This window comes from Nanhaiella sioensis, from assembly GCF_046557775.1.
In the GTDB taxonomy this organism is placed as follows: Bacteria; Bacillota; Bacilli; order Bacillales; family SM2101; genus Nanhaiella; species Nanhaiella sioensis.
In genome coordinates this window covers 1535570-1562362 of sequence record NZ_JBKAEG010000001.1, presented here as the reverse complement: position 1 = coordinate 1562362, position 26793 = coordinate 1535570, and the positions used below count along the sequence as shown (strand labels likewise).

Here is a 26793-nt window from a genome sequence, read left to right as displayed (position 1 = left end):
GGTAATTAATCTTCTTGTTTAGTTGTGATGGCAAGAAGATTGCTAAACTCCACATCCCCGTAGTTATCAATTGTCCTCTTTTTGTATTATGTTGTAGCTACTTGCTTGTAAACCTTCCTCTACTAAAGCCACATAAATTAAACTGAATATTATCAGCATTAAATGTTTTATATGGTTCTTCATTTCTGTGAATCTCATAAGCACCGATGAGAAATAGCTTAAGTAATTTGGAAATAATTACATTATATAGAATAAATTCATGCTAAGCTTATTAAAAGGGGCTTTTTGTAAACTTTGCTGCTATTATTACAAATAACAAGAAGCTTAAAGAGATTTTGTGATTATTTTAGAAGATAATATGCTACAAAATCAAGTTGTAGAATTCTTAGTACGAAAAATAACAAAAAATGTGAAAATAGCATATTAATAAGGAAACTCAATATGTTGCTATTGAAAGGATAATATATGAGCAACCATATTTTTGTAAATTGGGATGGACATCACGTAAAACTTTCATGGTTACCAATGGTACATATACAAGACGTTAAACAAATTACAAGCGCACATGGTTATTGTTTTAGTCAAGGTAAAATTCTGTTAGTGGATGTAAAAGGTAGAGGATTTAATATACCAGGTGGACATGTTGAGGATGGAGAATCACCTGAGGAAGCGTTTCATAGAGAAGCATTTGAGGAAGGTTATGTCAAAGGTAAGGTAGAGTATATTGGAGCAATTGAAGTAAGTCACGAACATAATCCACTCTTTAAGCATGGTGGGAAGTATCCTCTTGTTGGCTATCAAATATTTTATCGAATGGAAATAGAAGAGTGTTTTCCTTTCCAAAGAGAGAATGAAACTTCCTCACGTATTTGGGTAGAACCAGAGGAAATACCATATGTAATGAATGACCATGAACTTTCTTTACAAGTATTAAATGAGGCATTAAATAGTAAAAAAAGTGTTATGTAGAGGATTTTTTTAATACTTAGTTGTGATTGTTATCTTTGCATGAACAGTTGTTTTTTAGAGATTATTTAAGAAGTAACGAAAAAATGAGAAGTGAGTATGAATAGCTAAAAAACGCTTAGTAAATAAAAATAAAGATAAATATGCAGAAAAACAAACTAATTTTGTACAGTCTATACTTGAGAATCAATTACTCAGTTAATTAAGGTTAAAAAGAAGTGCGTTTAAGGAATGTTGACGAAAATCATATTATTATTGGTTACAGGAGTAGTTTGATTTGATATTGGTGAAAAACTATTGAAAAGAAACTTACGACTACTAATAGTGCTGAAGAAGAGTGAACCTATGAAGTTTTAGCCTTTTTATTAGCAATTGGGCTAAGGGTCTCGTATGTTTTAAATTATACTAAAGATAACTATGCAGGTGAAATAAAACCAGTGTTGATGTGGATAATCAACGCTGGTTTTATTGTAACGCTTTTTAAAGATTTGTTAATAAATGGTCCACCATAGAATCATATTGTGCAAAATTTCCAGAAGTCCTTACTAACAGGGGAGCACCTTGTGCAACCGCTAAGAATAGGCGTGCTTGATCTCGTAAATCCTCAGCTTGTATAGGATTTTCAGTTGCTTTTTTTTCAGCTAACACATTTTCAAGCCATTTTGCATTATCAACAAAAAATTGATTAATATTACCACGTATTTCCTCTGGGAAGGAAGAAATTTCTGCTGCCATCATCGTACATAAACAAATTTTTGAGTTATTGTCTAGAGTATTACGATACAGTTGGAAAAAAGCCTTAAGTTTTTTTACAGGGTCATTAAACTTTTGATCTATTTGGAAAAGATCATTAAGAAAATCCTTGTGATATTGCTGTAGAACAGCTTGGACCAATTCTTTTTTTGATGGAAAATAGTAATGAATACTTGCCTTTTTTATACCGACCTGCTCAGCAATATCAGCATAGCTAAAGCCGTTATAACCGTTTTTCTGAATAAGATGCTGACCGACATCTAAAATTTTTTGTAATGTAGTTTTATTATCCATATAAATAATCTACTATCAAGTAGATAAGTAGTCAAATGACAAGCCCTATTTATGAATACCTCATGAGCATATCGTAATAATATTTGCTCATACTATGTTATGCTAACATCATAAATACTATTATTGAGGTGCAAACGATGAAAATCGAAGTATATTCAGATTTTGTATGTCCATTTTGTTATATAGGAAAAAGACATTTAGAGGATGCATTAGAACGAACATCCCTAAAAAATATAGCTGATGTATCTTATAAAAGTTTTGAACTTGATCCAAATTCACCGCGAGATACGAACTTATCAATTCATGAAATTATTGCTAACAAATACGGTGTGTCCATTGAACAGGCGAAGCAAAATAATGAGGGGATTCGTAAAAGAGCTGAAGAAGTTGGCTTGGACTTTCGTTTTGAAAACATGCTACCCACAAACACGTTTGAAGCTCATCGTTTAGCAAAATATGCTTCGGTTGTTGGTAAGGAAGAGGAACTAACTGAAAAATTATTAAAAGCTTATTTTACCGATTCTAAGCATATTGGAGATCATAGCACATTACTTGATATTGCTGAAGATGTTGGGCTTGACCGGGAACAAGCGAAATCAGTATTAGAAAGTGAGCAATATAAAGATGAGGTTCGCAGTGATGAATCCGAAGCAAGGAGCATTGGGGTTCAAGGTGTGCCATTTTTCGTCATTAATGATAAGTATGCCATATCTGGTGCGCAACCGACAGAAGTATTTGTTGGTGCACTAGAGAAAGTGCTAGAAGAAGAAAAACAATCAAGCAAACTAACTTCGCTTAATACAGAAAATGCAAAAGGTACCTATTGTGATGATAATGGCTGTGAGTGAACAGCTAAAGATATCTAGTTGAACATTGTATATAGAAACATAAGGAACTTTCGACGTGAACACATCCGATGATTAACGACTGACATGAAGGATGCAGTTCATTATAAGAAAGTTCCTTTTTCTATTTTATAAGCTCTTTTCGTATATTTTTCTTATTCTCATTTTATTGAACAATGAAGTTCTAACATTCGTAGCATAGCATTTGGTACATAAACTAATTTCTACTTTAAAACCTCATCTCATCCTAGAGAGTAGTATCAAAGAAGGTATATGTCCCCCATGATTTTGAAATAGGTCAGAAGTGCCGTTTTTACAGCATAAGTTAAAGAATAAGAGAGTGTGATATCTAAAATCATAGTTCTATTATCTTAATTTACAATAAATTCTGAAGATTACTTTGTTTTCTAATCTCGATTCCTGTACAATTTTATCAAAAAAAGAGATTGGAAAAGAGGAGAATAGTATGAGGAAATTAGTCACCATTATACTAATATTTAGTAGTTTAATATGTTTTAACGTTACAGTAGCCTATGCGAAGAATGAGGACTTACGCTTAAATATTGTCGATGAGTTGACAAAAAGAGGAGACTTTGAAGGTGCAAAGGCTTATGCGCAAGTTTATGAAAACGATACAAAGGTTGGTGTTCAATATTCATTTTTTTATCCATATAATGGCGTAATGGATGGAGCAGTTGGACAAGGTGCTCATGAAGGAGATTGGGAAAAAGTAAGAGTGATAGCTGATAAAGAGACTGAGGAAATTGAAACAGTGTACTATGCAGCCCATTCAAATGAAGGGCAATGGTACGATGACAGCTTTATATATAGTGAAAATATGAAAAGCTATGAACGTAGTAATTATGATACAGGGCAAAAGCCATCAGTAGCAGTTACTGTTGATGGAATGGTTATTGAAGTGCATGAAAATGAAGTTACCGGTGGAAGTCTTTATTATAATTTGGGGAAAATTGTTGATCAAAAGGTTGAGTGGCTTCGTTTAGGAACTAAATACGATACTGGGCAAAATCCAGCACTTACTGTTACCAATGACGGTAAAATTATTGAAGTACATGAGAATGAAGTTACTGGTGGGAAATTATATTATAATATTGGAACAATTGAAGGGGATAAAATCAATTGGACAACGAATGGAACATATTATGATACTGGACAAAATCCTTCTGTAAGTGTTACTACGGATGGCACAATTATCGAAATTCATGAGAATGAGGTCACAGGTGGGAATTTGTACTATAGTGTAGGGAAATTGAACGGCAACAAAATAACCTGGATGACAAAAGGTCATAAATACGATACGGGCCGTCACCCTTCTGTTACAGTATCAAATAATACAATTGTTGAAATGCATGAATCATCGGGAAATCTATACTATAATGTTGGCTCTTTAAATGGAGAACAGGTTGATTGGACTTCTAATGGAACGTTTTATGATACAGGGTATCTTCCTGATGTTACTGTCACACAAGATGGTAAAATATTTGAAATTCATGAAGGTGGTGACAGGCTATACTATAATATCGGCCAATTAAATGGTGAAAATATACAGTGGTCAAAATGGAATGGAACTAAAGTAGTTGGAACGCCTCTAGACTTTGGGAGCAAACCCTCTGTGCATTTCTCCTCTAAGAATGACGTTATTGTAGTGAGTGAGTCTCATAGTAGTTATCACATAAATGCTCGAATAGCAACGTTATTAGATGATTATAGACCTGTAGGTTTTTCTTCAAAGATTTCTCATGCAAGTTATCCAAGGGTAGCCACATATTCTAGATTTCCACTGCCAAATGATGTGACAAATAGAGGTCCAATATGGGATATTCAAGAAAATTTCTCATTGATCGGTAGTGATTACAGAACGAATGATTTGTACAGATGGGTAGCCTATGATGGCTTATGGGGAAATACGTATGAGGATGATTTAATTGGTACGAAGAGTCCTAGCTTTGGAATAGGAAGTGGATGGTTTAAAGATAGAACAGGTAGTTCTGTAGCATACGATGTCGTCGTGGCTGATTATAATCGAGCTATGTATTATGCAAAAAACTTTGCCCCAATTATGTATATGCATAGCGAAGATATCGATCATCCATCAACTGTAGAATGGTTTTTACAACGGGTTCAACTGTTATACAAAGATGAAGTTCTTTTAGATGTAGGCGAAGTAAACCCAATTTCACTAGTTGAGGTTAATATACAGTGATTATGCTATTGTTTTCGTAAAAAGGGATGGCTCTGTTCGTAAACTTTGATGTTATTTTTACTTAGAAATGGACAGAGTGATCTTTTTGAAGGGGCTCAATAATTGTAAAAGTAGAAAAGATGCCACGAACGGTAGATGTATACGTGCTTATACCTTAGAACAAATGCTTATTATATAAGCTCTTTTCTAAAATTTTATTGCTTTTTTCACTTAAATGTTAGCAACTGATGTATTAATGACTTTAATAGTCTTTATTGGTGAAAAGATGCCGAACGTGTTTAGTTCTTATGCATAAAGGACCAATTAATGTGAAAACAGCTCTATATAAAAACTCATAAGTTGAGCTTATTTAGTAAGAATACAACTGCAACTAAGTATTGAAAATAACCTTTAAAAACATGAAACAAATTTCCGGTCATTTGCGTCATATTTAGTAATAATTTCCTTAATTGACTGGAGTGGTGTGATGAATAGAATGATTTATTTTAGTTTAAGTTTCTTATTATTAGTATCGCTTGTTTTCACTGGTTGCAAAGCTGAAACTGCAAAGGTAGATAGTGATAACGAAAGGATCCAGACTGATTGGACTGTCCGACAAGAATATAGTGACAATGGTGAGACGTTATTTACTGTTTATCCTGATCCTACGCTTGTTGCTGGTAGGTCGTATGGTTATTTGATTAGCTTTACAGCACCATTTGAAACCTTTAATGGGAAAACAATTGAAATAGAAGCCTACCATAAGGGAACGGGGAAACGTATTAATGCCATACCCCCACAAACGATTACAGAACCTACCTCTGGTTACGACAGTTTAAACCGCTTTACAGTGAGCTTTATGCGGATGGCGGAACATTTAAGAGTGCAAAAGAAAAAGATTTTCAAGTCGTTTTACAACTATTAATTCAAGCAGCTACATGGTTACAAACAAAAGGTACAACGCAATGGGATTATTATCTTACTCATTTAGAGGAAAATACACAAGAGATATTAGATTCTATTTTAAAAGGGAATACTTATATTTTAATGAAAGAAAATAAAGCAATTGCTACGATTTCATTGGAGGATCAACCAACTGAATGGGATACTGATATTTGGGGACAAGCGCGAAACAACAATGATATTGTTTATTTGCATCGAATAGTCGTTGACAGAGAATATGCTGGTAAACAAATAGGTGAAAAATTAATCGAATGGGCAGTACAATTAGTAAAAGGTCAAGGAAAACAATACATCCGTTTTGATTGTCTTCGAAGTAATAAAGGATTAAATACTTATTATCAAAGAAAATATGAATTAAAAGGCATTGCGAATATTTATGGTGAGCATTGTAAATATGAAATAGTGGTGTGATATAACTATCATAATCTCTATTAACTTTTTCTGAGCTTAAGGTATATCCATTCTTATTATTAAGCTTAGGATAAAAGTACCAGAATAAGAGCCTGTTTAATTCTATCATGATAACAGGCTCTCTATTTTTTCTACCAAATTGAATCTGACCTTTCAACAACTATAATGCTTCTTTTATGACTTTTTTGTAATAAAGAACAGATAACACGCCAAAGATCGAATACAGGGCAGTATATAATATCATAACGATAATCATTGGTGTCCAAAGCTCTGTTCCAAACCAAAACCATCCTGATTGAACTGCAAAATAGCTATGAAGTAGCCCAAAAAGCAGTGGTATTCCAAAATTATACATTTGCTTTACTTGAATTCCTTTTAATAAGTCCTCTTGTGTGAAGCCGAGTTTACGTAAAATTGTAAAGCTTCCCTTTTCCTCTTCACTTTCATCCAATTGCTTAAAATACAGGATGCATCCTGATGTAATCAAAAAGGTTAATCCTAAAAAGCCAACGATAAACATAAGCAACCCTATATTTCTTTTATGGCTATTACTCATTTGTAGGCTTGATGAATGAGCATTCTCACTATCAAGTGTTTGGTATATATCATTTGCTGTTAAAATATTTTCGTTGTTAATAATATCAATTCCGATATAGACCGAGGATTCTTTTTGTATGTCTGGATTTAAATCAGTCGTTAATTTATTGAATGTTATGGCATCTACAATTGCAACTGCTAATCCTCCAAAGGTAAAGTAACTTGAGATGTAGAAGTCATTACGATTAATCCCTATATAATTTTGCTTTAAGACAATATTTTGCCCCATCAATTCAATTTCTCCACTATTGTTAATCGGCATCATTGTTTGTTTAGCATTCTCATAACCTGCAAGAAGGATTTCATTTGGATCTAGGTCAATTTCTTGCAAGGCATGATCACCTATAACTGCTACAGTCGTTAAGCTTGGATCAGTGTTTATTTCTTCTATATTTACATCTAATATATCCTCTAGATTGGCATGTGCTTGAATCACATCTACTTTTCTTTCTAAAAAGTTAATATTTTGTGACTTCAATGCCTGTGCGAATTGTTTCGCATCTTGTACATTGGTGAAAGCAAAATCAGCAGCTACACTATTCCTAGCAGATTTTTCTGCTGAGTAATAAGAAATATAACTTAATGATAATAAGCCGATTGCAAGGGCAGATACGGTCGTAATGACTGTTAATAGCAAGGCATTAGATTTCATTCGGAACATAATCGTTGAAAGTGATAACACCTCATTAATGTTTAAATAACCATCCTTTCTTTTCCTGGTGATTTGAGAAATTACACTAACAGAACCTTTGTATAAAAGGTATGTTCCCAAAATAACGGATGCTAAAATACCTATCATCGCAAAAAATAAATCATTAAATGAGTTAAAATAACCATTAAATAGTACAGATGATACATAATAGCCAATAACGATTAAAATAATTCCTAGTATTCCAATTATGATTTCAACTATAGATAATTTTTTCATTTTGCCTTCTGTTTTTGAAATCACCTGAAATAAAGATAAAATGCTCTGTCTATTGATGAAAAGAAAATTCATGAACATAATAAAAAGATATATAATAGAAAAAATTATAATGGTTTGGGTAAATGCTTCGGATGAGAAATGTAGGGTTGCGATTGTTTCAACCTTTGTCGTCTTAAATAAAATCATCACAATTAATTTTGACACGGAAAACCCAAGAAATATTCCAACCATTAATGAACTAAAATATAGGATGAAGTTCTCAACAGAAAGAATGCTGAAAATCCTTCTTTTTGTCATTCCTATGAGCTGAAATAAGCCTATTTCCTTACCCCGACGTTTTATGAATATTTTATTAGCATATAAAAGAAAAATAGCTACTATAGCTACGAGTAAAATAGATGCCGTTCGAATAGCGGCAGCTCCTTTTATTGATCCTTTTACTGGATCCATTGAAGGGTCATATTGTAAAGTGACAAATGAAAAATAAAGGGACACACTAAAAATTAATGCGAATACATATAGATAGTAATTTTTTAGATTTTTTCTCAAGTTTCTTATGATGAGCTGATTAATGCTCATATTGCACACCACCTAGAACACCCTGTGTTTTCATTATGTCTTTAAAAAAGAGCTGTCTATTTTGTTCACCTCTATTTAACTGTGTATATACTAATCCATCCTTGATGAAAATGACTCTATTACTATACCCCGCTGCAACTGGATCGTGAGTGACCATAACGATTGTTGCTTTTCGTTTTATGTTTAAATCGCTTAACTTGTGTAATAAATCTGATGCAGATTTTGAATCGAGCGCACCTGTGGGTTCATCAGCAAAAATAATGCTAGGCTCATGGATAAATGCTCTAGCTGCTGAAGTCCGCTGCTTTTGTCCACCCGAAATTTCATTAGGATACTTATCTTTTACGTCTAGAATACCTAGCTCGGTTGCTACATCATGAAATTTTTGTTTAGCTTCTTTCTTCGATACTTTTGTAATAGATAGCGGTAATAGTATATTTTCTTTGACTGTTAGCGTGTCTAACAAATGATATTCTTGAAAGATAAAACCTAAATGCTTTTTTCTGAAATTAGCAAGTTGTTTATCCTTCATTTTTGTAAGTTCATTTTGCTCAATGGTGATTGTTCCGTTACTTACCTTATCAATTGAAGATAGCACATTAAGTAATGTTGTTTTCCCTGAACCAGACGGTCCCATAATACTAACAAACTCGCCCTCTTCAATGTTTAGATCAATTCCTTTTAAAACTTCTTGTCTATGAAACTTATTACCAAAGTTTTTGTTAATTTTATTAGCTTCTAAAATATACATACCATCACTTCCTTTTCTCTTATAGTTTAATTATAAAAATAGTGAGATTTCATTTCCTTCGATTGTCCGAACAAAATGATAAAGGCATGTGACACTTTTGTCACACGCCTATCATATTGACGAGGTCATTACGTTTTGGAAATGTCAAAGTAATAGTAGTACCCTCTCCGAGTATTGATTGTACTGAAATGGTAATTTTTAAAGATTTTGCGGCTTTTTTGACCAAATATAATCCCATGCCAGTTGCATTTTGGTCGTCATGATTTGTTGTTGATGTAAACCCTTTATCGAAGATTCGAGGTAAATCTTTTGGGTCAATCCCTCTCCCAAAATCTCTCACCTCAAGGAAGGTTTGCCCATCTTGTTGATAGCATGTAATACTTATATCTGATTGACTACTATACTTCACTGCATTTGTTAACAGTTGCCTTATAATAAATGCAAGCCATTTTGCATCACAAAGTACTCCTGTCTCGTCGATATGTATATCAAAGCCAATCCTCTGTTGAATACACCAAGTTTGTAATGTTTTAATCTCTTTGATCACAATTGATTCGACATCAACTTGTTCTATAAATAAATCGTTTTCAATAGACGATATTCGTTTTTGGTGCAGTTGTTGATCGAGAAGCAGATGAATGCGTAACCATTCATAAGTTAAGCTAGCTTTCAATTCTTTATCTTCAATGCGTTCAATCATTAAATGCATTGCCGTTAAAGGAGTTTTTACTTCATGAATCCAAGATAACAAATCATCCTTTTCTTGCTCCAATGCAATTAAATTTTCAGAATTCACTTGTTTTAACCAATCAATCTGGTTAAGCATTTGTTGTTGAACAATATTTTCAAAAGGACTCTCAGGCTCAGGTATACTTGCAAAGTCAAGGTTGTTTTCACGTTCTTCCAAACTATGATAAAAGGCTGTTTCTTTAATATAACGAATGATTAGAAAAAGACTGAAAATGATGGCTGATAAAAAAACGATATAAATGGTTGGCTTTAATGGAATCAGTGAATCAATATAAGCGACAAAAATGAATAATAGTTGTAAAGATAAAACTAGCAATATCCAGCTTCGCCTTTCTTTCAAAAATCTTCTAATCATAGTTTTTATCCTGTTCGATAGCCATATATCCTTGTCCAACTTTTGTTTCTATAAATTGTCCTAATGTTAGTTCATCTAACCGTCGTCGTAAGCGATTTACATTAACAGTTAATGTATTATCACTTACAAAACGTTTATCGTCCCATAGACTATTCATTAGTTTATCCCGACTTACGATTTTATTCTTGTCCTTAATCAATTGTTTTAATATAAATATTTCATTCTTTGTTAGCTCGATCGTTCCTACACCGTTTGTTACTATATTTTTCTCATAATCTACTGTGGCACCGCACCATGATTGGAGATTACCTTGTTCAGAGTTATAATTATATACACGCCGAAGAGTAGCTTGAATTTTGGCGATTAGTACATCGAAATGAAAAGGCTTTTGTATATAGTCATCTGCTCCAAGCTGCATCGACATAACAATATCAGTAGGATGGTCGCGTGATGATAGAAATATAATAGGAACATTTGAAAAGTCTCTAATCATTCTACACCAATGGAACCCATCAAATTTAGGTAATTGGATATCGATGATGACTAGGTGTGGTCTAATCGTTGTAAATTCATGAATGACATGATTAAAATCTGCAATACCATATACTTCATAAGACCATTGAGTCAACCTATCTTTCATCTCTTGAAAGAGAGTCTTATCATCTTCAATCAATAACAGTTTAAACACCGAACCACCACTCTTTATAACTTTTTCACAATTAATTATAAAGCAAAACCTTTTTAGATGCTAAAAAATGTTAGGTGTTTGTTAAGTTAATAAAGCCAGTAGCCTGATTTTTGAAATCCTTCTACTGGCATATCACTTTTATATACGAAGTAATTTTTTCTCAAGTATTGAAACTGTACGTACAGTTTTCATTTGGACATAAATATAAGGGATGATTAACAAGAAATAAACGGTAGAAAATTGAGTAACTAGCCCGTTTTTTACAAAACCCCAATGAATAAAGAAAAATCCTAGCACCATAAAAGCAACACCAGGACAAATAAGTGCGAAACTTCCAGGGCTTTTCTTTGATCCATGAATATATTCATTAAAATAGCTAGTACGTTTAAGAACTGAAAAACCAATTAAACCAAATATTAGTTGAATCGATACAAGTATAGTTAAAATAATTAATAGCGGTAGCTCACTTGGGTTAGGCTCATGTAACAAATGATGACTAAAGCCCATATAATTACGCACGATGGAAATGCCGATAAGTGTTAGTATAGGAATCATCATCCATAAGCTAGGACTGCCTTGTACGTCAATCCCTTGTTTGAAGATTGACTTAAATCCTAGGACTAAATGGATAGTTATGAAGACTATGGCAATGCTAATGAAAAATATTGATAATAATAGACCTATCGTCGAAACAACTTTTGTATGACTCATCGCAGCAGGAGCAGCAAAACCTACGGCTACCATGCTAAAGGTAAAAGTGATTAGCATTTGACTGAGATTATTATTCATGACAAAGTCAAAATCTCCATTTAGCATGAGTCGAGTAACGTAATTCTTAAAAATGTATAAGCTGTATACTCCTATCACCATAAATGAAATTAACGAGATAGGGAATAAATATTCAACGTAATTCCAGAGATTTGGTATAAAAGTACCGAAAATAATAAAAACAACGTTTACGCTCATAGCGAGTGTTAACGGTATTGCCATTAATGTAACTTCATTGTTAGATTCTCTTAAATTATTGTAAGCTGTTGTTTTCTTAAACTTGCTATATTCTGCAATATTCCAAAATAGTAGTTTGTAATGCTTAAATCCAAAGTAAATAATGCCTAGTAGAGCAATTGCAATCGTTAATATTAGCAAAAAATTACCTGACTTAAAGCCATTGAGTACATGTTCAAAGTTTGCCATCGGCTTGCCAGGGTGTTCGACCATAAACATGAGGTACATGTAAAATGCTACAGCTAAGCCTCCATTGCCGAGTGATGATAAAAAAAACATTGGGTTATATTGTTCTTTTAAATTTTTACGCATGTAGATCCTCCTTCGTACACTTCACATACCCATATGGGTAATTGAACACTATTCTAACGAGTTAAAAACTAGTTTTCAAGAGGGAAGAATTTTTTGTTGCAGGAAATGTTTCATATAAAGATACGCATATAAGGAAGCTTTAAGTTAAAAACAAATTGTTACAATTTGATGGCTACGATAATAGAATTCTATTAGTTGACTTTCTTATATAATTTTCGTAATATACCCATGTGGGTAATTTAGAAAATGGAGGTTAGATAGGTGGAATTTATCGGTTATATCATGATTGGTTTATTTATTGTAGTTCTTTTTCAAAAACTTGTTCCGACTAAAGGTGTACGACAAATTTCAGTAACAGAATTAAAAAATCAAATGAGCGCACCTAACAAACAATTTATCGATGTTAGAACAGTTGGTGAGTTTAAAACAAACAACATTCGAGGGTTTAAAAATATACCTTTGCAGCAACTAAATAAAAAAATGAGTGAGCTTTCAAAGGATAAAGAGGTAGTTGTAATTTGCCAAAGTGGAATGAGGAGTAACCAAGCGAGTAAACTTTTAAAGAAAAACGGCTTTAAACAAGTTGCAAATGTAAAGGGTGGCATGAGTGCATTATAGCAAGAGTGTTTTAATTAATTATTAGATATAGAAAAATTAAGGCTAGAGGTAGTTTAATCAAATTTAAATCGTATTTACGAAGTAATATATCAGTAAGAAGGGAAGACCTAACTCTGATCCCTTCTTATTAGAAACTTGTGATCAACATTAGAAGATATAAAAACAGCAAAGCTCATTAACTATTAAGATCTGTTAATTCTTTAGGTAAGCTAAAACCTTCATTACCATCTGGTATAAAGCGTATAACTTTAAATACAGCAGCTATATTTAATGAACCATAAATATGTGGGAATAATTTTCCCGCTTCATACAAGTCTTCATATACAATCTTTGCTTCCACTTTATTAGGGTCTATACATAAAAGTACTAGATCTGTATGACCCTTATACAAAAAATTTGCAACATCAACAACTTGTTCACTAGTAGAGCAGTGAATAAAGCCATCAGTTTTTATGCTTGATGGAGTATAGATTCCCTCTCTTTGTGCCTTGAACCAGGCTTCTTTTTCAATAATATGTAATATCATTTTTCAAACCCTCCTCTTAGTTCAGTACGTTCCAAAAGTTCATTTTGGCAAATAAATGTATAGATAATATTATACTATTTTTCTATTATATAGGACCATATAAACATTCTTGTACAATAGTTTCTATCTTTAAAAACAGCTTATATTTGGTGCTTATTTAATTCTTCTTTTTTTAAAACTGAACTCTTCAAATGACGTATAATATAAATAGTTTATGTGTATGGGGGTGGTGCAGTTTATGTTACACAGAATGGGATTATATAAAGTGTACCTACAAGCGATTAAAGACGGCAACAAAACTGTTGAAGTACGCTTGAATGATCAAAAAAGAAGGAACATAAAAATTGGAGATACTATCGAGTTTGTCTCTGTTCCTGAAGCAGATGAATCACTAAGGGTAAATGTAACAGGGCTAAAAAATTATCATACTTTTAAAGACATGTACGAAGATATTCCTTTAAAGGATTTCGACTGTGAAGGTTGGACGATGAAAGATTTACTCGAAGGAACATACGGAATTTACACGCTTGAGCAAGAAGAACGATGGGGTGTTTTAGCGATTTCTATTAAAGCAATGAAATAATAGGAAGAAAAACCAAGAGGTTAGATGATTGATGAAAGGCGGAGATGGATGATGGATGTAACTGAGTTTCAACAATGGGTTAAGGAATATTATGAAACAAGAGGGTGGTCAGAGTTAGATATATTTATTCGAATTGGCTTTCTAGCGGAGGAAACTGGTGAGGTTGCACGAGCGATCAGATCCCTTGAAATAGGAAGAGATAGACCAGATGAAGTAAATGGGACATTTGAGGAAAATAAGCAAGAATTAACGGAAGAATTGGGTGACGTATTAGGAAACTTAATTGTTATCGCTAACAAGTATGATATTTCTTTGGAACAAATTTTTTATGAACATAAAAAGAAACTATCCAATCGCTATACGAATAATTAAGTGATGGTAGTTTTATAAAATGAAAGCTAACAAACGGAAAGAAATCAATGTTAAGAGGTTGGTGACCAACAATACATAACTCAATATTAGAAAAGGTTTCAGCAAAATACGGAGTGAATCCTACATCATTGAAGTTATTAGGAGGATTCGATCAAAATGTTTATGAATGTAAGGCTAAAGGTAACAACTTTATATTAAAAATTCTATCAGGAACTAAATATGATATTTCTTCAGTAAAGCAAGAGTTAGCATGGATGAATTATTTAGCTGATCATGGGTTAAACATTTCTTTACCAGTGCGGTCTGTAAAAGGTAAGATCATTGAAGAAATGAAATGGGAAAGTGAGTATTATATCGTCGTGGCTTTCGAGAAGGCGCATGGTTCAGTTCTTGCTGATCTTCATTTAGCTGATTTATTGACCGTAAAGAAATGGGGAGAAGCTATGGGGAGGATGCATCATGTTGCTAAATTATATCCTACCTCTAGAAATAGCCTTGTTATTAATAAAGAATGGAACAATAACAGTATTTTTACGGAATACCCACCAATTGAGAACAAAGTATTGGATAAGTGGCAAACATATATAGCTGAGTTACAATTGTTAGATAAAGATATCAATAGCTATGGAACGATACATAATGATTTTCATCATCATAACTTTCATGTGCATGCTGGTGAGATTATCTTATTTGATTTTGGAGATATTGAGAAAAATTGGTTTGCATATGATATCGCAATTTCGTTATATCACGCAGTAAAAACTATTCCTTCATCTGAACAAATAAGAAGAAGAGATTTTACTTTACGTTTTTATGATACGTTTATGTCAGGGTATACGAATGAAAATTTGCTTGATAAATATTGGCTTGCAAAAATACCTTACTTTCTCGATTACAGACAAATTTATTCATATGTATATACTTCAAAATATATGAACATCGATCATTCGAATGAGAAAGTAAACAAGGTTCTTAAAAGAATGAAATACAATATTGAACACGATATACCATTCATAGATTTCAACTTACATATTGGCTAAAAAATATAGGCTTGCAAGAAAATTGATAAACGAAGGGTAAGGGGTGATATGATGCAAAGCTTAAGTGATAACGAGGTAAATAATGATAACATAGAAACCACTCGCCTATACTTGAGGAAAATAACTCATAACGATATGGAATCACTGTATAAAATCGTCAAGCAAAACGAAGTTGGAATGTGGTTAGCCAGGGGAGAGGGGATGTCCCGTGAAGAGACAAAAAACTACGTGGAAAATATAGTAAGCCATTGGAATCTATATGGCTTTGGTGTGTGGGCAGTTATACATAAAGAAACCGACAAGCTTATCGGCCATTGTGGTTTAAGATATATAGACGATACAGAAGATGTTGAAATACTCTACCTCATTAATCAACAGTATTGGGGTAATGGTTATGCAACAGAGGCAGCTAATGTAGCAATAGGTTTTGCTTTTAAGAATTTAAGGATTGAAAAATTGTTTGCTAGAGTTAGAACAAAGAATAAGAGGTCGATGAATGTATTAGAAAAAATTGGATTTACGTTCCTCATAAATAAAGACTACAATGGTCGTACACTATCATACTTCGAGTTGAATTCTACTAGAGGGGTATAAATAAACTAAATGTGAGCAATATTTAGTCAACATAATGACCTAATATTGCTCATTTTAATAGATCGATTGGAAAACATTGTGAGTAAAAAAATATAGAATATAAATAAAGTTTGTTATAAGATAATATTATAAAAATGATAACGTTTACATAAAGAGATAAAAGGGTAGGTGAGTAAATGTAGCAAAAAACAAATAAGACAACTCTACTTGTAGGCATAATAATGTTAACGTTTACAATTTTTTGTTAAATAAATATAAATAAGGTGGGGGAGATAGCACATGTTTAAAAGAAATAGTAAAACTCTTCGTTCAATAGCGGTGTTTTTTCTTATAGTCTGTTTAACTTTTACAAGTTTTATTGGGATAGATAAAGGTATAGCAGCAGGTGAATCCGTTCAAGTTTGGCTTACAACCCCTGATGAAACTAAATTACTTGAGCAACAAGAAGATATTACGTTTTCACGAGATAGCTCATCCGCAAATATTCATATTGATGAAAATATTGAATACCAAGAAATGGATGGATTTGGGGCTGCAGTTTCAGGCTCTTCAGCGTATTTGTTGAACCAATTAAATGAAAGTGATAAGGAACAAATTTTAAATGATTTATTTAGTGAAAAGGGTATTGATTTAAGCTTTGTGCGTCAAACAATTGGTGCGTCGGATTTTAATCTAAAAAGCTATACGTACGATGATATGCCTGAAGGTGAAATAGATCCAACCTTAAGTCATTTTACAATTGACGAAGATCGAATCGATGTCATTCCTGTTCTGCAACAAATTAAAAGTATTAATCCACAATTGAAAATTTTAGGTACACCATGGAGTGCACCAGCGTGGATGAAAGAGAGTGGTACATTAAATGGGGGGAGCTTGGATCCTCAACATTTTCAGTCTTATGCGGATTATTTTGTGAAATATCTTCAAGCGTATGAAAGTGAAGGGTTACCAATTTATGCTGTGACAGTGCAAAATGAACCTCATCATGAAACAACCAGCTATCCAAGTATGTATATGGATGCAAATCAACAAATTGATTTCGTGAAAAATTATCTAGGTCCTACCTTTAACGCAGAAGGAATGGATACAAAGATTATTGCCTGGGATCACAATTGGAATGAATTTGATTATCCAATTCAAGTGTTAAATGATGAAGAGGCTAATTCTTATGTAGCAGGAAGTGCATTCCATTGTTATGCAGGTGCACCAGAGTCACAATCTGCAGTGTTTGATGCACACCCAGATAAAGGAATTTGGTTTACTGAATGTTCTGGTGGGGAATGGGCAACTGATTTTGGTGATAATTTAAAATGGAATATGTCTAATATTGTAATAGGTGCAACGCGCAATTGGGCAAAATCAGTCTTATTATGGAACTTAGCACTAGACGAAAATTTTGGTCCGATAAATGGTGGATGTGTTGACTGTCGTGGCGTTGTTACAGTAAATCAAGGTACTGGAGATATTGTTAAGAACGTAGAGTATTACGTGCTTGGACATATTAGTAAGTTTGTAAAGCCAGGGGCAAAGAGAATAGAGTCTAATGAAAATACGGAAATAGAGAATGTTGTATTCAAAAATCGAGACGGTTCAAAAGTATTACTCGCAATGAATAGTACAAATGAACAAAAAACGTTTAAAGTAAGATGGGGAACACAAGCGTTTGAGTATTCACTTCCTGCTGGGGCAGTAGCTACCTTTACATGGAACGGTGAACAGGAAGGAGATAGTGGATTATTCGAACTTAACCCGTATCAACAAATGGAAGCTGAGAACTTTTCTTCAATGGAAGGTGTTGCAACTGAATCAGCAAATGATATCGGTGGCGGCTTAGTAGTTGGACAAATTGATAATGATGATTATGTAGTATTTAAAAATGTTAATTTTGATGATGGCGCCCAACTTGTCAAGGCAAGGGTTGCTACAGAAGCTGATGGAGGACAAATAGAGTTTCGATTAGGAAGTCCAACAGGCACATTGATTAGTACAATAGATATTCCGAATACAGGTGGCTGGCAATCATGGATAACTAGTTCTGCCCAAGTTGAAAATGCAATTGGTGTACATGATTTGTATATTGTGTTTAAAGGTGGCTCAAATGGTATTGGTAACTTTAACTGGTTTGAATTTTCAGCAACGAATGAAATTACAAACGAAGTTAATGCATTTGAAAGAATTGAAGCTGAAAACTATGATACATTGTTCGGTATTCAAACTGAAGGAGCTAATGATGCTGGTTATGGTTTAAACGTTGGGCATACAGATGACGGGGACTATATCGGATTTAAAAATGTTAACTTTGGTAGTGGAGCAATATCTGTTGAAGCGAGAGTAGCTACAGATGGCGATGGTGGAGAACTTGAATTTAGATTAGATAGCCCAACTGGGCCTGTCATTAGTACTATAGATGTTGAAAAAACGGGTGGCTGGCAATCATGGGTGACAAGATCAGCAAAAGTTTTAGGGGCAGATGGTGTTCATGACCTATATGTTGTGTTCAAAAGTGAAACTGGTGGTATAGGTAACCTAAACTGGTTTACATTTTCGGATGCCATACAGGACAATCCTGCAATAAATGCTTTTGAACAAATTGAAGCTGAAAACTATGATACACAGTACGGTGTACAAACTGAAAATTCTAGTGACGTTGGTGGAGGCCTGAACGTTGGTCATACTGATAACGGTGATTATATAGGCTACAACAATGTTGACTTTGGTGAGGGAGCTGTAGCTGTTGAAGCGAGGGTAGCAACTGACTCTGAAGGTGGGATGATTGAGCTTCATTTAGATAGTCCTACTGGAGATTTAATTGGAACAATTAATATTACGAAAACAGGCGGTTGGCAGTCGTGGGTAACTGAATCAGCTGAAATATCTGGCGCAAAAGGTGTCCATGATGTATATCTTGTATTTAAGAGTGAAGCTGGAGGCATAGGTAACGTAAATTGGCTTAAGTTTATTAATTCAGCTCAGCAGCTTCAGCAGCATATTGAAGCGTTCAAATCTGATTCGAATCAAATGGAACAATTATCAGCAATGATCGTAAACAGTGTCATGCTAGGTGAAGTCGATGGAGAAGAAGTGAAAATCTTACTTCAAGAAGCTTTTTTAGCTGAAGAAACTGCTAATGAAACGGTTATCCATGTTCGAAATATTACTGAGCATATTGAAAGAGATTTAGAGCGTATGGCAGGAGAGCTTGATAAAAAGAATTTTGACAGTGAAAAATATATTAGTAAGATAGCAAAAGAGTTAGAAAAGCTGATTAACAAAACATCCTAATATCTTTTAAATTAATCATTGTAGCCACTTTATTATTGGGATAATAAAGTGGCTACTCTTATAGTTTAGGCGGATTTGTTATTAATAGATGCTACAGAACAAATCGTTCAAGACCCTAGGTAATAACACTGGTAAAGCAGAGAATGCACTAACAGAGAAAAAATAATATCGAATTAAAGCTGAAAAACATTCAAAGGAGTCTATTTCGTAAAGTCATCGAAATAAAAACGTCATTGGCGACTTCTGTTAAGTGTGAAAAGTATGGTACTAGACAAATGAGCTTTGTATGGATTAAGGCCCTTTTAAATAAAGCTTGCCGATCTACACTCACTCAAATAGCTATTTTATCAAATCATAATAAAGTTGTTTAGAAAAAAATCTTTTCTCTTGCAATTCTACCTATTGGTAGGTAAAATATGCATAAGCAAGTGATATTGATCTAGTATTGGTCAAATAAAAACAACAGGAGGAATGCAAGATGTTCAAAGATAAAGTGGTAATCATTACAGGTGGTGGCTCAGGAATTGGAAAGACAACGGCTAAGAGGTTTATCGATGAAGGTGCGAAAGTAGTCATAAATGGAAGAAGAGAAAGTATCTTAACAGAAGCAGCGAAAGAACTTGATCCTACAGGTGAAAACATTGCATATGTGGCAGGAGATATAAGTGTTAAATCTACATCAGAAAAATTAGTTGCAAAAGCAGTTAAAGAATTTGGGGGTGTGGATGTATTAGTTGCTAATACGGGAATCTTCAACCCAACTAGTTTTTTAGATCACACAGAAGATGATTTGAACAGTTATATTGATGTGATCGTTAAAGGGACCTTCTATCCTGCACAGGTAGTTATCCCTGAAATGAAAAAACGTGGGGGGGGCGCAATCGTCAATACTGGTTCAATGTGGGCAATTCAGTCAGTTGAAGCGACACCATCTACTGCATATTCAGCAGCAATGGCAGGTAGACACGCACTTACTAAAAACTTAGCTGTAGAATTTGCTAAGGATAACATTCGTGTGAATGCAGTTGCACCAGCTGTTGTAGAAACACCAATTTACAACACATTTATGTCTGAAGAACAAGTTTCTAAAACATTACCTACCTTTAATGAATTTCATCCAATAGGAAGAAATGGTCAGCCTGAGGATGTAGCTGAGGCAATCCTATACTTAGCTAGTGATCGTGCATCATGGGTGACTGGTGTAATTATGCCTTTAGATGGTGGGGCGACAACAAGGTTAAGATAGAATGTGATGTTATGCTAGTGACTTAATACTAAATTTTGTTACACATATATAAAAGATAGATTATTCTTGATAAAGTGTATGTAACCATATGAAAAGTCATAAATTTGAGCCGCTTTATTTTGTTAACTAGAATAAAGTGGCTAGTTTAATAGTCATCATTTCCATCAGTGTATTTAATAAAGAATTCAGGTAATAGAAGTTTAATATTCACTTTACGTCTTTGCCATTCTATAAGCAGTATTTATGAATAAATATTCTTATAATTTCAAATTATAGGTAAATTATATTATCTTTTCATTTCCATTCTACTATTGTTACAAAAGGGGTTTTAAACGATCATTTAATAGAAGCAGAAATGTCACGAATACTAGTTGAATAAGTAATGTTTATTAGTTATAAATATATTAATCTAGGTGAAAGCAACTTTAATTAAATGTGAACAATTTTATTAATTAGTAAAGTTGAATTGGACTATTGCAGCAGTGAGCAAGCATGAAAAGGACTATGTTTTGAGAGAGAGGAAAGAATTATGACTTACGACTTTACAAAAATGTCACAAAAACAAGCGGAGGATATAGCGTTCAATTGGCACTATGATGGTGATTATTCCTTTTATGACATGGAAGCAGACCAAGAAGATTTAGCTGAGTTTTTAGATGCAAACAAACGAAGAGATTATTATTATGTAGTTAAAAGAAAAAATGAAATTATTGGGTTTATGAGTTTTATCGAAACTGCTACGTCTATAGTCGATATAGGGTTGGGAATGAAGCCAGAATTAACTGGGCATGGTTTAGGTTTAGATTTCTTGAGAGCGGGTCTGAACTATGCTAAAACAAAATATAAACCGCAAAAAATAACTCTTTCAGTTGCTATATTTAATAAACGGGCAATTAAGGTCTATAAGAAGGCAGGCTTTGTAGAGGGGAGGGCTTTTATGCAAAATACAAATGGTGGGTTATTTGAATTTATTTCCATGGAATATGATTGTTCATCGAGTAACTAAGGAGGTATTTGTGCACCCCTTAGTTAAGCTATTTCAGTTTATTTTAAGGCGTTAAGCTCATTTGACGATTCGCTTAGTTTACTATCTTCGATATATACAACACGATCACATAAATCTAACATACGCTGATCATGCGTAACCATAATGGCAGATTTGCCTCTTGATTTTAATTCATCAGCAAGCATTTGTACGACAACTCTTCCTCGTTCAGAGTCTAGGCAAGACTTTAATAGAACACATTACATATTACTTGGATTGGGTGGAGGATAATTTTTATTTCATACATACAACAACGCTAAGGTTCACATTTTAGAAAATGGAATAGGGGGATACGCATGTTTATTGTCAATGTTGAAGGTGCTATTAATAAAGATGGAAAGTGGTTAATGATTCGTCGAAGTATGAAAGAAGAGCATGCAGGTGGTGAGCTCTCTTTAGTTGGTGGAAAGGTTGAAAGAGAAGGACATTGTACAGATATTTTAGAAAAAACTCTAATGCGAGAAATATTCGAAGAAGTTGGAGTTCAAGTTACAATTCTTGGGTATGTAAACAGCTCGTCGTTTGTTACCGATCTTGGAGAGCATGTAGTAGATATCGTATTTCTTTGTGAATATGAATCTGGCAAGCCATTTGCAAAAAGCCCTGATGAAGTAGACGAGGTAATGTGGTTGACTACGGAACAAGTTATGAATCATGAGGGCTTACCAGATTATTTAGTAGAAAATATTACGCTAGCTGATTCCAAGCTGCGATCGTCGAAGGTTAACCGAAGTTTTTGTTGACCATTTTTTTAGGTGGAATAATCTCTACCTGAATCGATTTATAAGTTCAAACTCATGTAATTAACTTATATGTGGAAAGTACATCGAAGTTGTTTTAAAAGGCTGTTTACGCATTAATTGTTGCTTACACAACTAGCGTTGTTCGTGGCATCTTTTCATCTGTACAACGATGAAGAACAATGTATAACCACTTTTTATGGTATGATTTGGTAACAATAACACAGTTTACGAGAATAGTCTTTGAAAAAAATAATAGCTTACTATAGGTAGCAAGGCTCTATTTAGGGAGGAGAATATAGTTGAATCCAGCTGTTATCGCATTGGATCTTGATGGAACATTACTTAATAATGAAAAACACATTACTAATAGAAACTTACAAGCTGTGCTTAATTGCTATAACAATGGTAAAAAAATTATTATAGCTACAGCACGACCTCCACGTTCAGTCAAAGACTTTTTACCAACCGTGCTACGAGAAGTATCATCATTTGTTTATTACAATGGTGCTCTTGTTGTTGATCACTTATCACATTTTGAAGAACATATATCTATATCGAAGAAAATAACAGCAAGGGTCTTTGACTATTGCTTAGACTACGATCAAAATTGTTCGGTTAGTGTTGAAGTACGAGACAAATGGTTTGCAAATGAAGAAATATGTGATGCTTCAATATTCAATGTTAAGTATCGTCCACGTATTTTACCAGTTGAGCAATTAAAAGAGTTTGAAGCAACAAAGCTGTTACTTACAGGTTTCAATGATGCTAAGAAGCTACAGGAACTGTTCGGAGAGTATGTTAAATTAATCGTAACAGACAATGGTAAGCTCATTCAAATAATGAATAAAAATGTATCAAAGAAAACTGGGATACTAAGATTATGTAATCATTTTGGTGTCAAACAATCAGATGTCATTGTTTTTGGAGATGATTATAATGATTTGGACATGTTTAATATGAATGGATACGCTATTGCAATGGCAAATGCTGTCCAAGAACTTAAAGAGATGGCCGACGAGGTAACGGATACTAATGACAATGACGGAGTTGCAAAAATATTGGAGAGAATGGTAAGGTAGAAGGAATTATTTGGAAAGTTTTAAGGGCTGATTTCTTCTACTGTTGGATAAACATTAAATGTGTAAGTTTTAGATTGATTGGAGGTATTTATGTGAGACAAAGACAAATCATAGCATTAGGTGGGGGTGGTTTCTCTATGGAACCTGACAATCCCCTGTTGGATCAGTACATATTAAAGCAATCTATAAAACCAAAGCCTAGCATTTGCTTTATTCCAACTGCTAGTGGGGATGCAGAAGATTATATAGAGAGATTTTATCAGTTTTTTCATAAGCAAAATTGTAACCCATCCCATTTATCTTTATTTAAGCCACAAACAAGGGATTTAGAGAGATTTTTATTGAAGAAAGATATCGTTTACGTGGGTGGGGGGAGTACTAAAAACTTATTAGTATTATGGAAAGAGTGGGGGCTCGACCTCATCTTGAGAAAAGCTTGGAACAAAGGAATTATATTAGCTGGTATTAGTGCTGGTGCAATATGTTGGTTTGAAGAAGGTGTCACAGATTCGTTTGGAGAAGGGCTAGAGTCTATAAAATGTTTAGGTTTTTTACAAGGAAGCCATTGTCCTCACTACGATGGAGAAATAGATCGGAGACCAGCGTATCACAGATTAATTAATAGTGGAGACATACAAGACGGTATTGCTGCAGATGACGGAGTTGCCATTCATTTTATTGAACAAAAGGTAAATAAAATTATTAGCTCAAGGCCAAATGCAAAGGCTTATCAAGTCTCTTTAAGTAATCACAATATAGAGGAAGAGTTACAGACATATTTTTTAGGCTCTTAAAAAATAGCTGTAAAAATACTTATCTATCTTAGTTAAACTCTCACAATGCTTAAAGAGTTAAATAGAATAGTAGTATATATTCTTTGTTTACACAAAATCATTAAAGATACAGTATCAAAATCTTGTAAACCTTGACTCTATCTCTCATTTGTATATTGCAAATTTAATGTAAAAGTAGTTGTTTCTTACTATGTTAGTAAATATGGGAGGATTAATAATGAAGAGGTTTGTTGTTTTTGTAATAGTAATAATTGGATCATTTTTTGCAACTTCATGCGGTTTTACTTCTACGACAGAAAATACTAATTTTGCAACTAAAGCAGAAAGTGCTGAAAAAGAAACTGCGACAGAAAATGATGAAGTAGAAACTATAACAAAAAATGATGAAAAAGAAACTATAACAGAAAATGTAAACAAAGAAGAGTCCAGGGAAAATATTATAAAAGAAGAAATACATGAAATAAAGGAGGACAAAGCCAAGAAACTTGAGGTTTTGTTATATTATGGTGCAGGTTATTTAACTGTTTCTAATGGTGCAAAAGGTTGGGCAGAAGGAACATTTAAATATGAAGATGTAGAAGTTAAGCCAGATGTTTCATATGATTTAATTATGGACAAAGGAACAATAACAGTAAAACAACCTGACAAAGCTTCAATTATAGATGATTTTAACGATTTTTCTGGTAGTCAAAATAATAGATGGGATATTCATTTGACAGATAAAATTCCTATGGACCTTAATATTAATGCGGGGGCAACATACACAGAGTTAGATTTACGAGGTTTACAATTAAACAATTTAAATATCAATTCTGCAATTGGTGAACTAACTATTGACTTAAGTGGTGACTGGGAAAAAAGTTTTGACGTTACTCTTAAAAAAGCTATGGGAAGTACAAAAATATATTTACCTTCTGATGTAGGAGTTAAAATTAACTCTAATAAAGGATTTCAATCAACAAATTTTAAAAGACTATTCTCAAATACAGATGACTTTTACGTAAATAATGCTTATGAAAATGCGGATGTTATTGTTAATATTAATACAATTCTCACTACTGGAGATATAGAGTTTATAGTTAAGTAGGAAGAAGATATAGTAAATTGATCTTATCATGTATGAATGTTTTTATATCTATTAAAAGTAATTGGTTCTAGCCGAGAATCCATTGCCATTTATCGTTATAGATCCCAAAAGGTCTCTGTGTACGATCAAAGCCAACTTGTCATTGTTTGTATACTACAAAGTAACATAAGTTGATAGTATTACGCGAGCATTATGTTCATTTAAGGAGGATGTCACGGGTTCATTGAAGGGGTAGAATCTATTGAATGTCTAGTTTTTTTTGAGCTTATGCCCCCATTTTGTCGGTGAGAGAGATCGAGCATAACATAAGTTAATTGGTCAGGGGGCATACAAGTGGGGATTGTGAGAAATGTGAAAGTATATTATAATCCTGAGCGTAAATCATTCAACCATTTGTGTGCTATGCTTTAAAATCCTCTCTTTATTTTCATGTAACCATAAGAACATTTTTTTATTTGCGTTAAACAAGGTAGGTATATTCATAAAAAACGCCATAAAAATTGTTTGTATGGATAACATCACTAATGCAACAGACTTTCTTTCTACTTCACTTAAAGGATTTACTGTATGATAACTTGCAAACAAGTTTTTGATAAAATCAAACCACTTTTCCCTCAAAGCTTCATCAGAAAATACTTCGTTCAATACACTTGTAGAGCAGTAGCAAATATCGAATAACCTAACATTATGCTCAACGATATCAAAATCTACAAAACCAGCAAGTCTATCCTTTTGAATAATTACATTAAAAATATGTGCATCCCTATGTATTAATTGCTGTGGTAAATCATGTATCACATTTTTTAAATCGACCTGGAGAGTATGATATATACTTGTTAAATCTTGATTTTCTTCATTATCTAATATTTCTTGAACAGCCCAATCAAATACTTGGTTGTACAGGTTCTTTTTCGGGAATTGTAAATCATTACTTACTTGTTTTAGTACTTGATGTAATTGAGCTAGGTTACTTCCAAGTAGTTCAGGTATAGATGTATTTTTTACTGTATCAATTGCTTTAAATGTTAGGCCATCAAGGTAGTTGTAAATACAATAAACAACATCATCAGAACAGTAATAATATTCTCCTCCATTTGTTTTTATGGGTAGATGTACCTTGAAATCTTGTTTATCTATACGTAACAATAGCTTTATTTCACTTATCGCTTTTTCTAGGCTTTCTTTTTGCTTTAATACATATCGTTCTCCATTATTAGAAGTTATAAGAGTAGCTCTTTCTGATAGTTTTGCTGAATTTGAAATCTCAATTCCCCAATTGGATGACAAATCCCTAAGATGCTTTATAGACATGATCTCACCTCAAAAGTTAGTAGGAGATGTTCAAAAATGCATGTTAAATTTTAACGAATATGCATTGAGTGAG

At 33.4% G+C, this 26793-nt stretch carries 25 protein-coding genes and 1 pseudogene; 17 read left to right on the top strand and 9 right to left on the bottom strand.

Annotation, left to right across the window (positions count from 1 at the left end; genetic code table 11):
* Positions 1–465 precede the first annotated feature (465 nt).
* Complete coding sequence (locus tag V1503_RS07185) at positions 466–969, top strand: NUDIX hydrolase (protein WP_214480617.1); 504 nt, start codon at positions 466–468, stop codon at positions 967–969.
* 477 nt (positions 970–1446) lie between these two features.
* On the opposite strand, the gene V1503_RS07180 is transcribed toward V1503_RS07185, so the two are convergent.
* The gene (locus V1503_RS07180; RefSeq protein ID WP_214480616.1) at positions 1447–2013 is read right to left on the bottom strand and encodes a TetR/AcrR family transcriptional regulator; all 567 of its coding nucleotides are present in this window, start codon (positions 2011–2013) and stop codon (positions 1447–1449) included.
* Between the two features lie 137 nt (positions 2014–2150).
* On the opposite strand from V1503_RS07180, the gene V1503_RS07175 reads away from it, so the two are divergent.
* The 4 genes from V1503_RS07175 to V1503_RS07160 all read left to right on the top strand — a co-directional run bounded on the left by V1503_RS07175 (position 2151) and on the right by V1503_RS07160 (position 6435).
* Positions 2151–2861 (top strand): DsbA family oxidoreductase, encoded by a 711-nt coding sequence (locus V1503_RS07175; protein ID WP_214480615.1) that lies wholly within the window; start codon positions 2151–2153, stop codon positions 2859–2861.
* A gap of 463 nt (positions 2862–3324) precedes the next feature.
* The gene (locus V1503_RS07170; protein ID WP_410625908.1) at positions 3325–5082 is read left to right on the top strand and encodes a hypothetical protein; all 1758 of its coding nucleotides are present in this window, start codon (positions 3325–3327) and stop codon (positions 5080–5082) included.
* Between the two features lie 466 nt (positions 5083–5548).
* Positions 5549–5986: a hypothetical protein gene (locus tag V1503_RS07165; protein WP_410625906.1), complete on the top strand. Its 438-nt coding sequence runs from the start codon at positions 5549–5551 to the stop codon at positions 5984–5986.
* Positions 5986–6435: a GNAT family N-acetyltransferase gene (locus V1503_RS07160; RefSeq protein WP_410629400.1), complete on the top strand. Its 450-nt coding sequence runs from the start codon at positions 5986–5988 to the stop codon at positions 6433–6435. The genes V1503_RS07165 and V1503_RS07160 overlap by 1 nt, the downstream gene beginning before the upstream one ends.
* A 160-nt stretch (positions 6436–6595) precedes the next feature.
* On the opposite strand, the gene V1503_RS07155 is transcribed toward V1503_RS07160, so the two are convergent.
* From V1503_RS07155 to V1503_RS07135, 5 genes are all read right to left on the bottom strand, one after another.
* Complete coding sequence (locus V1503_RS07155) at positions 6596–8539, bottom strand: ABC transporter permease (protein WP_410625904.1); 1944 nt, start codon at positions 8537–8539, stop codon at positions 6596–6598.
* A complete protein-coding gene (locus tag V1503_RS07150) occupies positions 8529–9290 on the bottom strand; it encodes an ABC transporter ATP-binding protein (protein ID WP_410625902.1) in 762 nt (253 codons plus the stop codon). The genes V1503_RS07155 and V1503_RS07150 overlap by 11 nt, the downstream gene beginning before the upstream one ends.
* 100 nt (positions 9291–9390) lie before the next feature.
* Positions 9391–10395 (bottom strand): sensor histidine kinase, encoded by a 1005-nt coding sequence (locus tag V1503_RS07145; RefSeq protein ID WP_410625900.1) that lies wholly within the window; start codon positions 10393–10395, stop codon positions 9391–9393.
* Positions 10388–11083, bottom strand: a complete 696-nt coding sequence (locus V1503_RS07140; RefSeq protein WP_410625898.1) for a response regulator transcription factor — start codon at positions 11081–11083, stop codon at positions 10388–10390. The genes V1503_RS07145 and V1503_RS07140 overlap by 8 nt, the downstream gene beginning before the upstream one ends.
* Before the next feature lie 138 nt (positions 11084–11221).
* On the bottom strand, positions 11222–12400 hold the full coding sequence (locus V1503_RS07135; RefSeq protein ID WP_410625896.1) for a TsoY family (seleno)protein: 1179 nt from the start codon (positions 12398–12400) through the stop codon (positions 11222–11224).
* A 261-nt stretch (positions 12401–12661) separates the two neighbouring features.
* On the opposite strand from V1503_RS07135, the gene V1503_RS07130 reads away from it, so the two are divergent.
* On the top strand, positions 12662–13018 hold the full coding sequence (locus V1503_RS07130) for a rhodanese-like domain-containing protein (RefSeq protein WP_410625894.1): 357 nt from the start codon (positions 12662–12664) through the stop codon (positions 13016–13018).
* Between the two features lie 175 nt (positions 13019–13193).
* Here V1503_RS07130 and V1503_RS07125 read toward each other — a convergent pair whose 3' ends face one another.
* On the bottom strand, positions 13194–13544 hold the full coding sequence (locus V1503_RS07125) for a DUF952 domain-containing protein (protein WP_410625892.1): 351 nt from the start codon (positions 13542–13544) through the stop codon (positions 13194–13196).
* A gap of 238 nt (positions 13545–13782) precedes the next feature.
* Here V1503_RS07125 and V1503_RS07120 point away from each other — a divergent pair, with 238 nt between their 5' ends.
* The 7 genes from V1503_RS07120 (at position 13783) to V1503_RS07090 (ending at position 21667) form a co-directional block, all read left to right on the top strand.
* Complete coding sequence (locus V1503_RS07120; RefSeq protein ID WP_410625890.1) at positions 13783–14127, top strand: ASCH domain-containing protein; 345 nt, start codon at positions 13783–13785, stop codon at positions 14125–14127.
* A gap of 51 nt (positions 14128–14178) precedes the next feature.
* A complete protein-coding gene (locus V1503_RS07115; RefSeq protein ID WP_320209103.1) occupies positions 14179–14499 on the top strand; it encodes a MazG-like family protein in 321 nt (106 codons plus the stop codon).
* A 128-nt stretch (positions 14500–14627) separates the two neighbouring features.
* Positions 14628–15539 (top strand): phosphotransferase enzyme family protein, encoded by a 912-nt coding sequence (locus tag V1503_RS07110; RefSeq protein WP_410625888.1) that lies wholly within the window; start codon positions 14628–14630, stop codon positions 15537–15539.
* Between the two features lie 51 nt (positions 15540–15590).
* Positions 15591–16133 carry a GNAT family N-acetyltransferase gene (locus V1503_RS07105; RefSeq protein WP_410625886.1) on the top strand — a complete coding sequence of 181 codons (543 nt, stop codon included), beginning with the start codon at positions 15591–15593 and terminating at the stop codon, positions 16131–16133.
* A 279-nt stretch (positions 16134–16412) separates the two neighbouring features.
* Positions 16413–19415 carry a carbohydrate-binding protein gene (locus V1503_RS07100; protein ID WP_410625884.1) on the top strand — a complete coding sequence of 1001 codons (3003 nt, stop codon included), beginning with the start codon at positions 16413–16415 and terminating at the stop codon, positions 19413–19415.
* Positions 19416–19893: 478 nt separating this feature from the next.
* Positions 19894–20661: an SDR family NAD(P)-dependent oxidoreductase gene (locus V1503_RS07095; RefSeq protein ID WP_410625882.1), complete on the top strand. Its 768-nt coding sequence runs from the start codon at positions 19894–19896 to the stop codon at positions 20659–20661.
* Between the two features lie 529 nt (positions 20662–21190).
* The gene (locus V1503_RS07090) at positions 21191–21667 is read left to right on the top strand and encodes a GNAT family N-acetyltransferase (RefSeq protein WP_410625880.1); all 477 of its coding nucleotides are present in this window, start codon (positions 21191–21193) and stop codon (positions 21665–21667) included.
* A 38-nt stretch (positions 21668–21705) separates the two neighbouring features.
* Here the strand turns inward: V1503_RS07090 and V1503_RS07085 are convergent.
* Positions 21706–21885, bottom strand: a pseudogene (locus tag V1503_RS07085) (hypothetical protein); the annotation flags it as partial.
* A gap of 117 nt (positions 21886–22002) precedes the next feature.
* Here V1503_RS07085 and V1503_RS07080 point away from each other — a divergent pair.
* The 4 genes from V1503_RS07080 (at position 22003) to V1503_RS07065 (ending at position 25409) form a co-directional block, all read left to right on the top strand.
* On the top strand, positions 22003–22449 hold the full coding sequence (locus V1503_RS07080; protein WP_410625878.1) for an NUDIX hydrolase: 447 nt from the start codon (positions 22003–22005) through the stop codon (positions 22447–22449).
* Between the two features lie 299 nt (positions 22450–22748).
* A complete protein-coding gene (locus tag V1503_RS07075) occupies positions 22749–23528 on the top strand; it encodes a Cof-type HAD-IIB family hydrolase (protein ID WP_410625876.1) in 780 nt (259 codons plus the stop codon).
* Between the two features lie 92 nt (positions 23529–23620).
* Positions 23621–24322 carry a Type 1 glutamine amidotransferase-like domain-containing protein gene (locus tag V1503_RS07070; RefSeq protein ID WP_410625874.1) on the top strand — a complete coding sequence of 234 codons (702 nt, stop codon included), beginning with the start codon at positions 23621–23623 and terminating at the stop codon, positions 24320–24322.
* A 217-nt stretch (positions 24323–24539) separates the two neighbouring features.
* Positions 24540–25409, top strand: a complete 870-nt coding sequence (locus tag V1503_RS07065; RefSeq protein WP_410625872.1) for a toast rack family protein — start codon at positions 24540–24542, stop codon at positions 25407–25409.
* Between the two features lie 381 nt (positions 25410–25790).
* Here V1503_RS07065 and V1503_RS07060 read toward each other — a convergent pair whose 3' ends face one another.
* A complete protein-coding gene (locus V1503_RS07060; protein WP_410625870.1) occupies positions 25791–26720 on the bottom strand; it encodes a phosphotransferase enzyme family protein in 930 nt (309 codons plus the stop codon).
* Positions 26721–26793 lie beyond the last annotated feature (73 nt).

Excerpts from the sequence above, each read along its gene's own strand:
- V1503_RS07135 (WP_410625896.1), bottom strand. The coding sequence starts at position 12,400 with ATGCGTAAAAATTTAAAAGAACAATATAACCCAATGTTTTTTTTATCA.
- V1503_RS07105 (WP_410625886.1), top strand. The coding sequence starts at position 15,591 with ATGCAAAGCTTAAGTGATAACGAGGTAAATAATGATAACATAGAAACC.
- V1503_RS07095 (WP_410625882.1), top strand. The coding sequence starts at position 19,894 with ATGTTCAAAGATAAAGTGGTAATCATTACAGGTGGTGGCTCAGGAATT.
- V1503_RS07150 (WP_410625902.1), bottom strand. The coding sequence starts at position 9,290 with ATGTATATTTTAGAAGCTAATAAAATTAACAAAAACTTTGGTAATAAG.
- V1503_RS07125 (WP_410625892.1), bottom strand. The coding sequence starts at position 13,544 with ATGATATTACATATTATTGAAAAAGAAGCCTGGTTCAAGGCACAAAGA.
- V1503_RS07180 (WP_214480616.1), bottom strand. The coding sequence starts at position 2,013 with ATGGATAATAAAACTACATTACAAAAAATTTTAGATGTCGGTCAGCAT.
- V1503_RS07100 (WP_410625884.1), top strand. The coding sequence starts at position 16,413 with ATGTTTAAAAGAAATAGTAAAACTCTTCGTTCAATAGCGGTGTTTTTT.
- V1503_RS07090 (WP_410625880.1), top strand. The coding sequence starts at position 21,191 with ATGACTTACGACTTTACAAAAATGTCACAAAAACAAGCGGAGGATATA.
- V1503_RS07175 (WP_214480615.1), top strand. The coding sequence starts at position 2,151 with ATGAAAATCGAAGTATATTCAGATTTTGTATGTCCATTTTGTTATATA.
- V1503_RS07120 (WP_410625890.1), top strand. The coding sequence starts at position 13,783 with ATGTTACACAGAATGGGATTATATAAAGTGTACCTACAAGCGATTAAA.
- V1503_RS07165 (WP_410625906.1), top strand. The coding sequence starts at position 5,549 with ATGAATAGAATGATTTATTTTAGTTTAAGTTTCTTATTATTAGTATCG.
- V1503_RS07170 (WP_410625908.1), top strand. The coding sequence starts at position 3,325 with ATGAGGAAATTAGTCACCATTATACTAATATTTAGTAGTTTAATATGT.
- V1503_RS07080 (WP_410625878.1), top strand. The coding sequence starts at position 22,003 with ATGTTTATTGTCAATGTTGAAGGTGCTATTAATAAAGATGGAAAGTGG.
- V1503_RS07065 (WP_410625872.1), top strand. The coding sequence starts at position 24,540 with ATGAAGAGGTTTGTTGTTTTTGTAATAGTAATAATTGGATCATTTTTT.
- V1503_RS07115 (WP_320209103.1), top strand. The coding sequence starts at position 14,179 with ATGGATGTAACTGAGTTTCAACAATGGGTTAAGGAATATTATGAAACA.
- V1503_RS07185 (WP_214480617.1), top strand. The coding sequence starts at position 466 with ATGAGCAACCATATTTTTGTAAATTGGGATGGACATCACGTAAAACTT.
- V1503_RS07060 (WP_410625870.1), bottom strand. The coding sequence starts at position 26,720 with ATGTCTATAAAGCATCTTAGGGATTTGTCATCCAATTGGGGAATTGAG.
- V1503_RS07145 (WP_410625900.1), bottom strand. The coding sequence starts at position 10,395 with ATGATTAGAAGATTTTTGAAAGAAAGGCGAAGCTGGATATTGCTAGTT.
- V1503_RS07155 (WP_410625904.1), bottom strand. The coding sequence starts at position 8,539 with ATGAGCATTAATCAGCTCATCATAAGAAACTTGAGAAAAAATCTAAAA.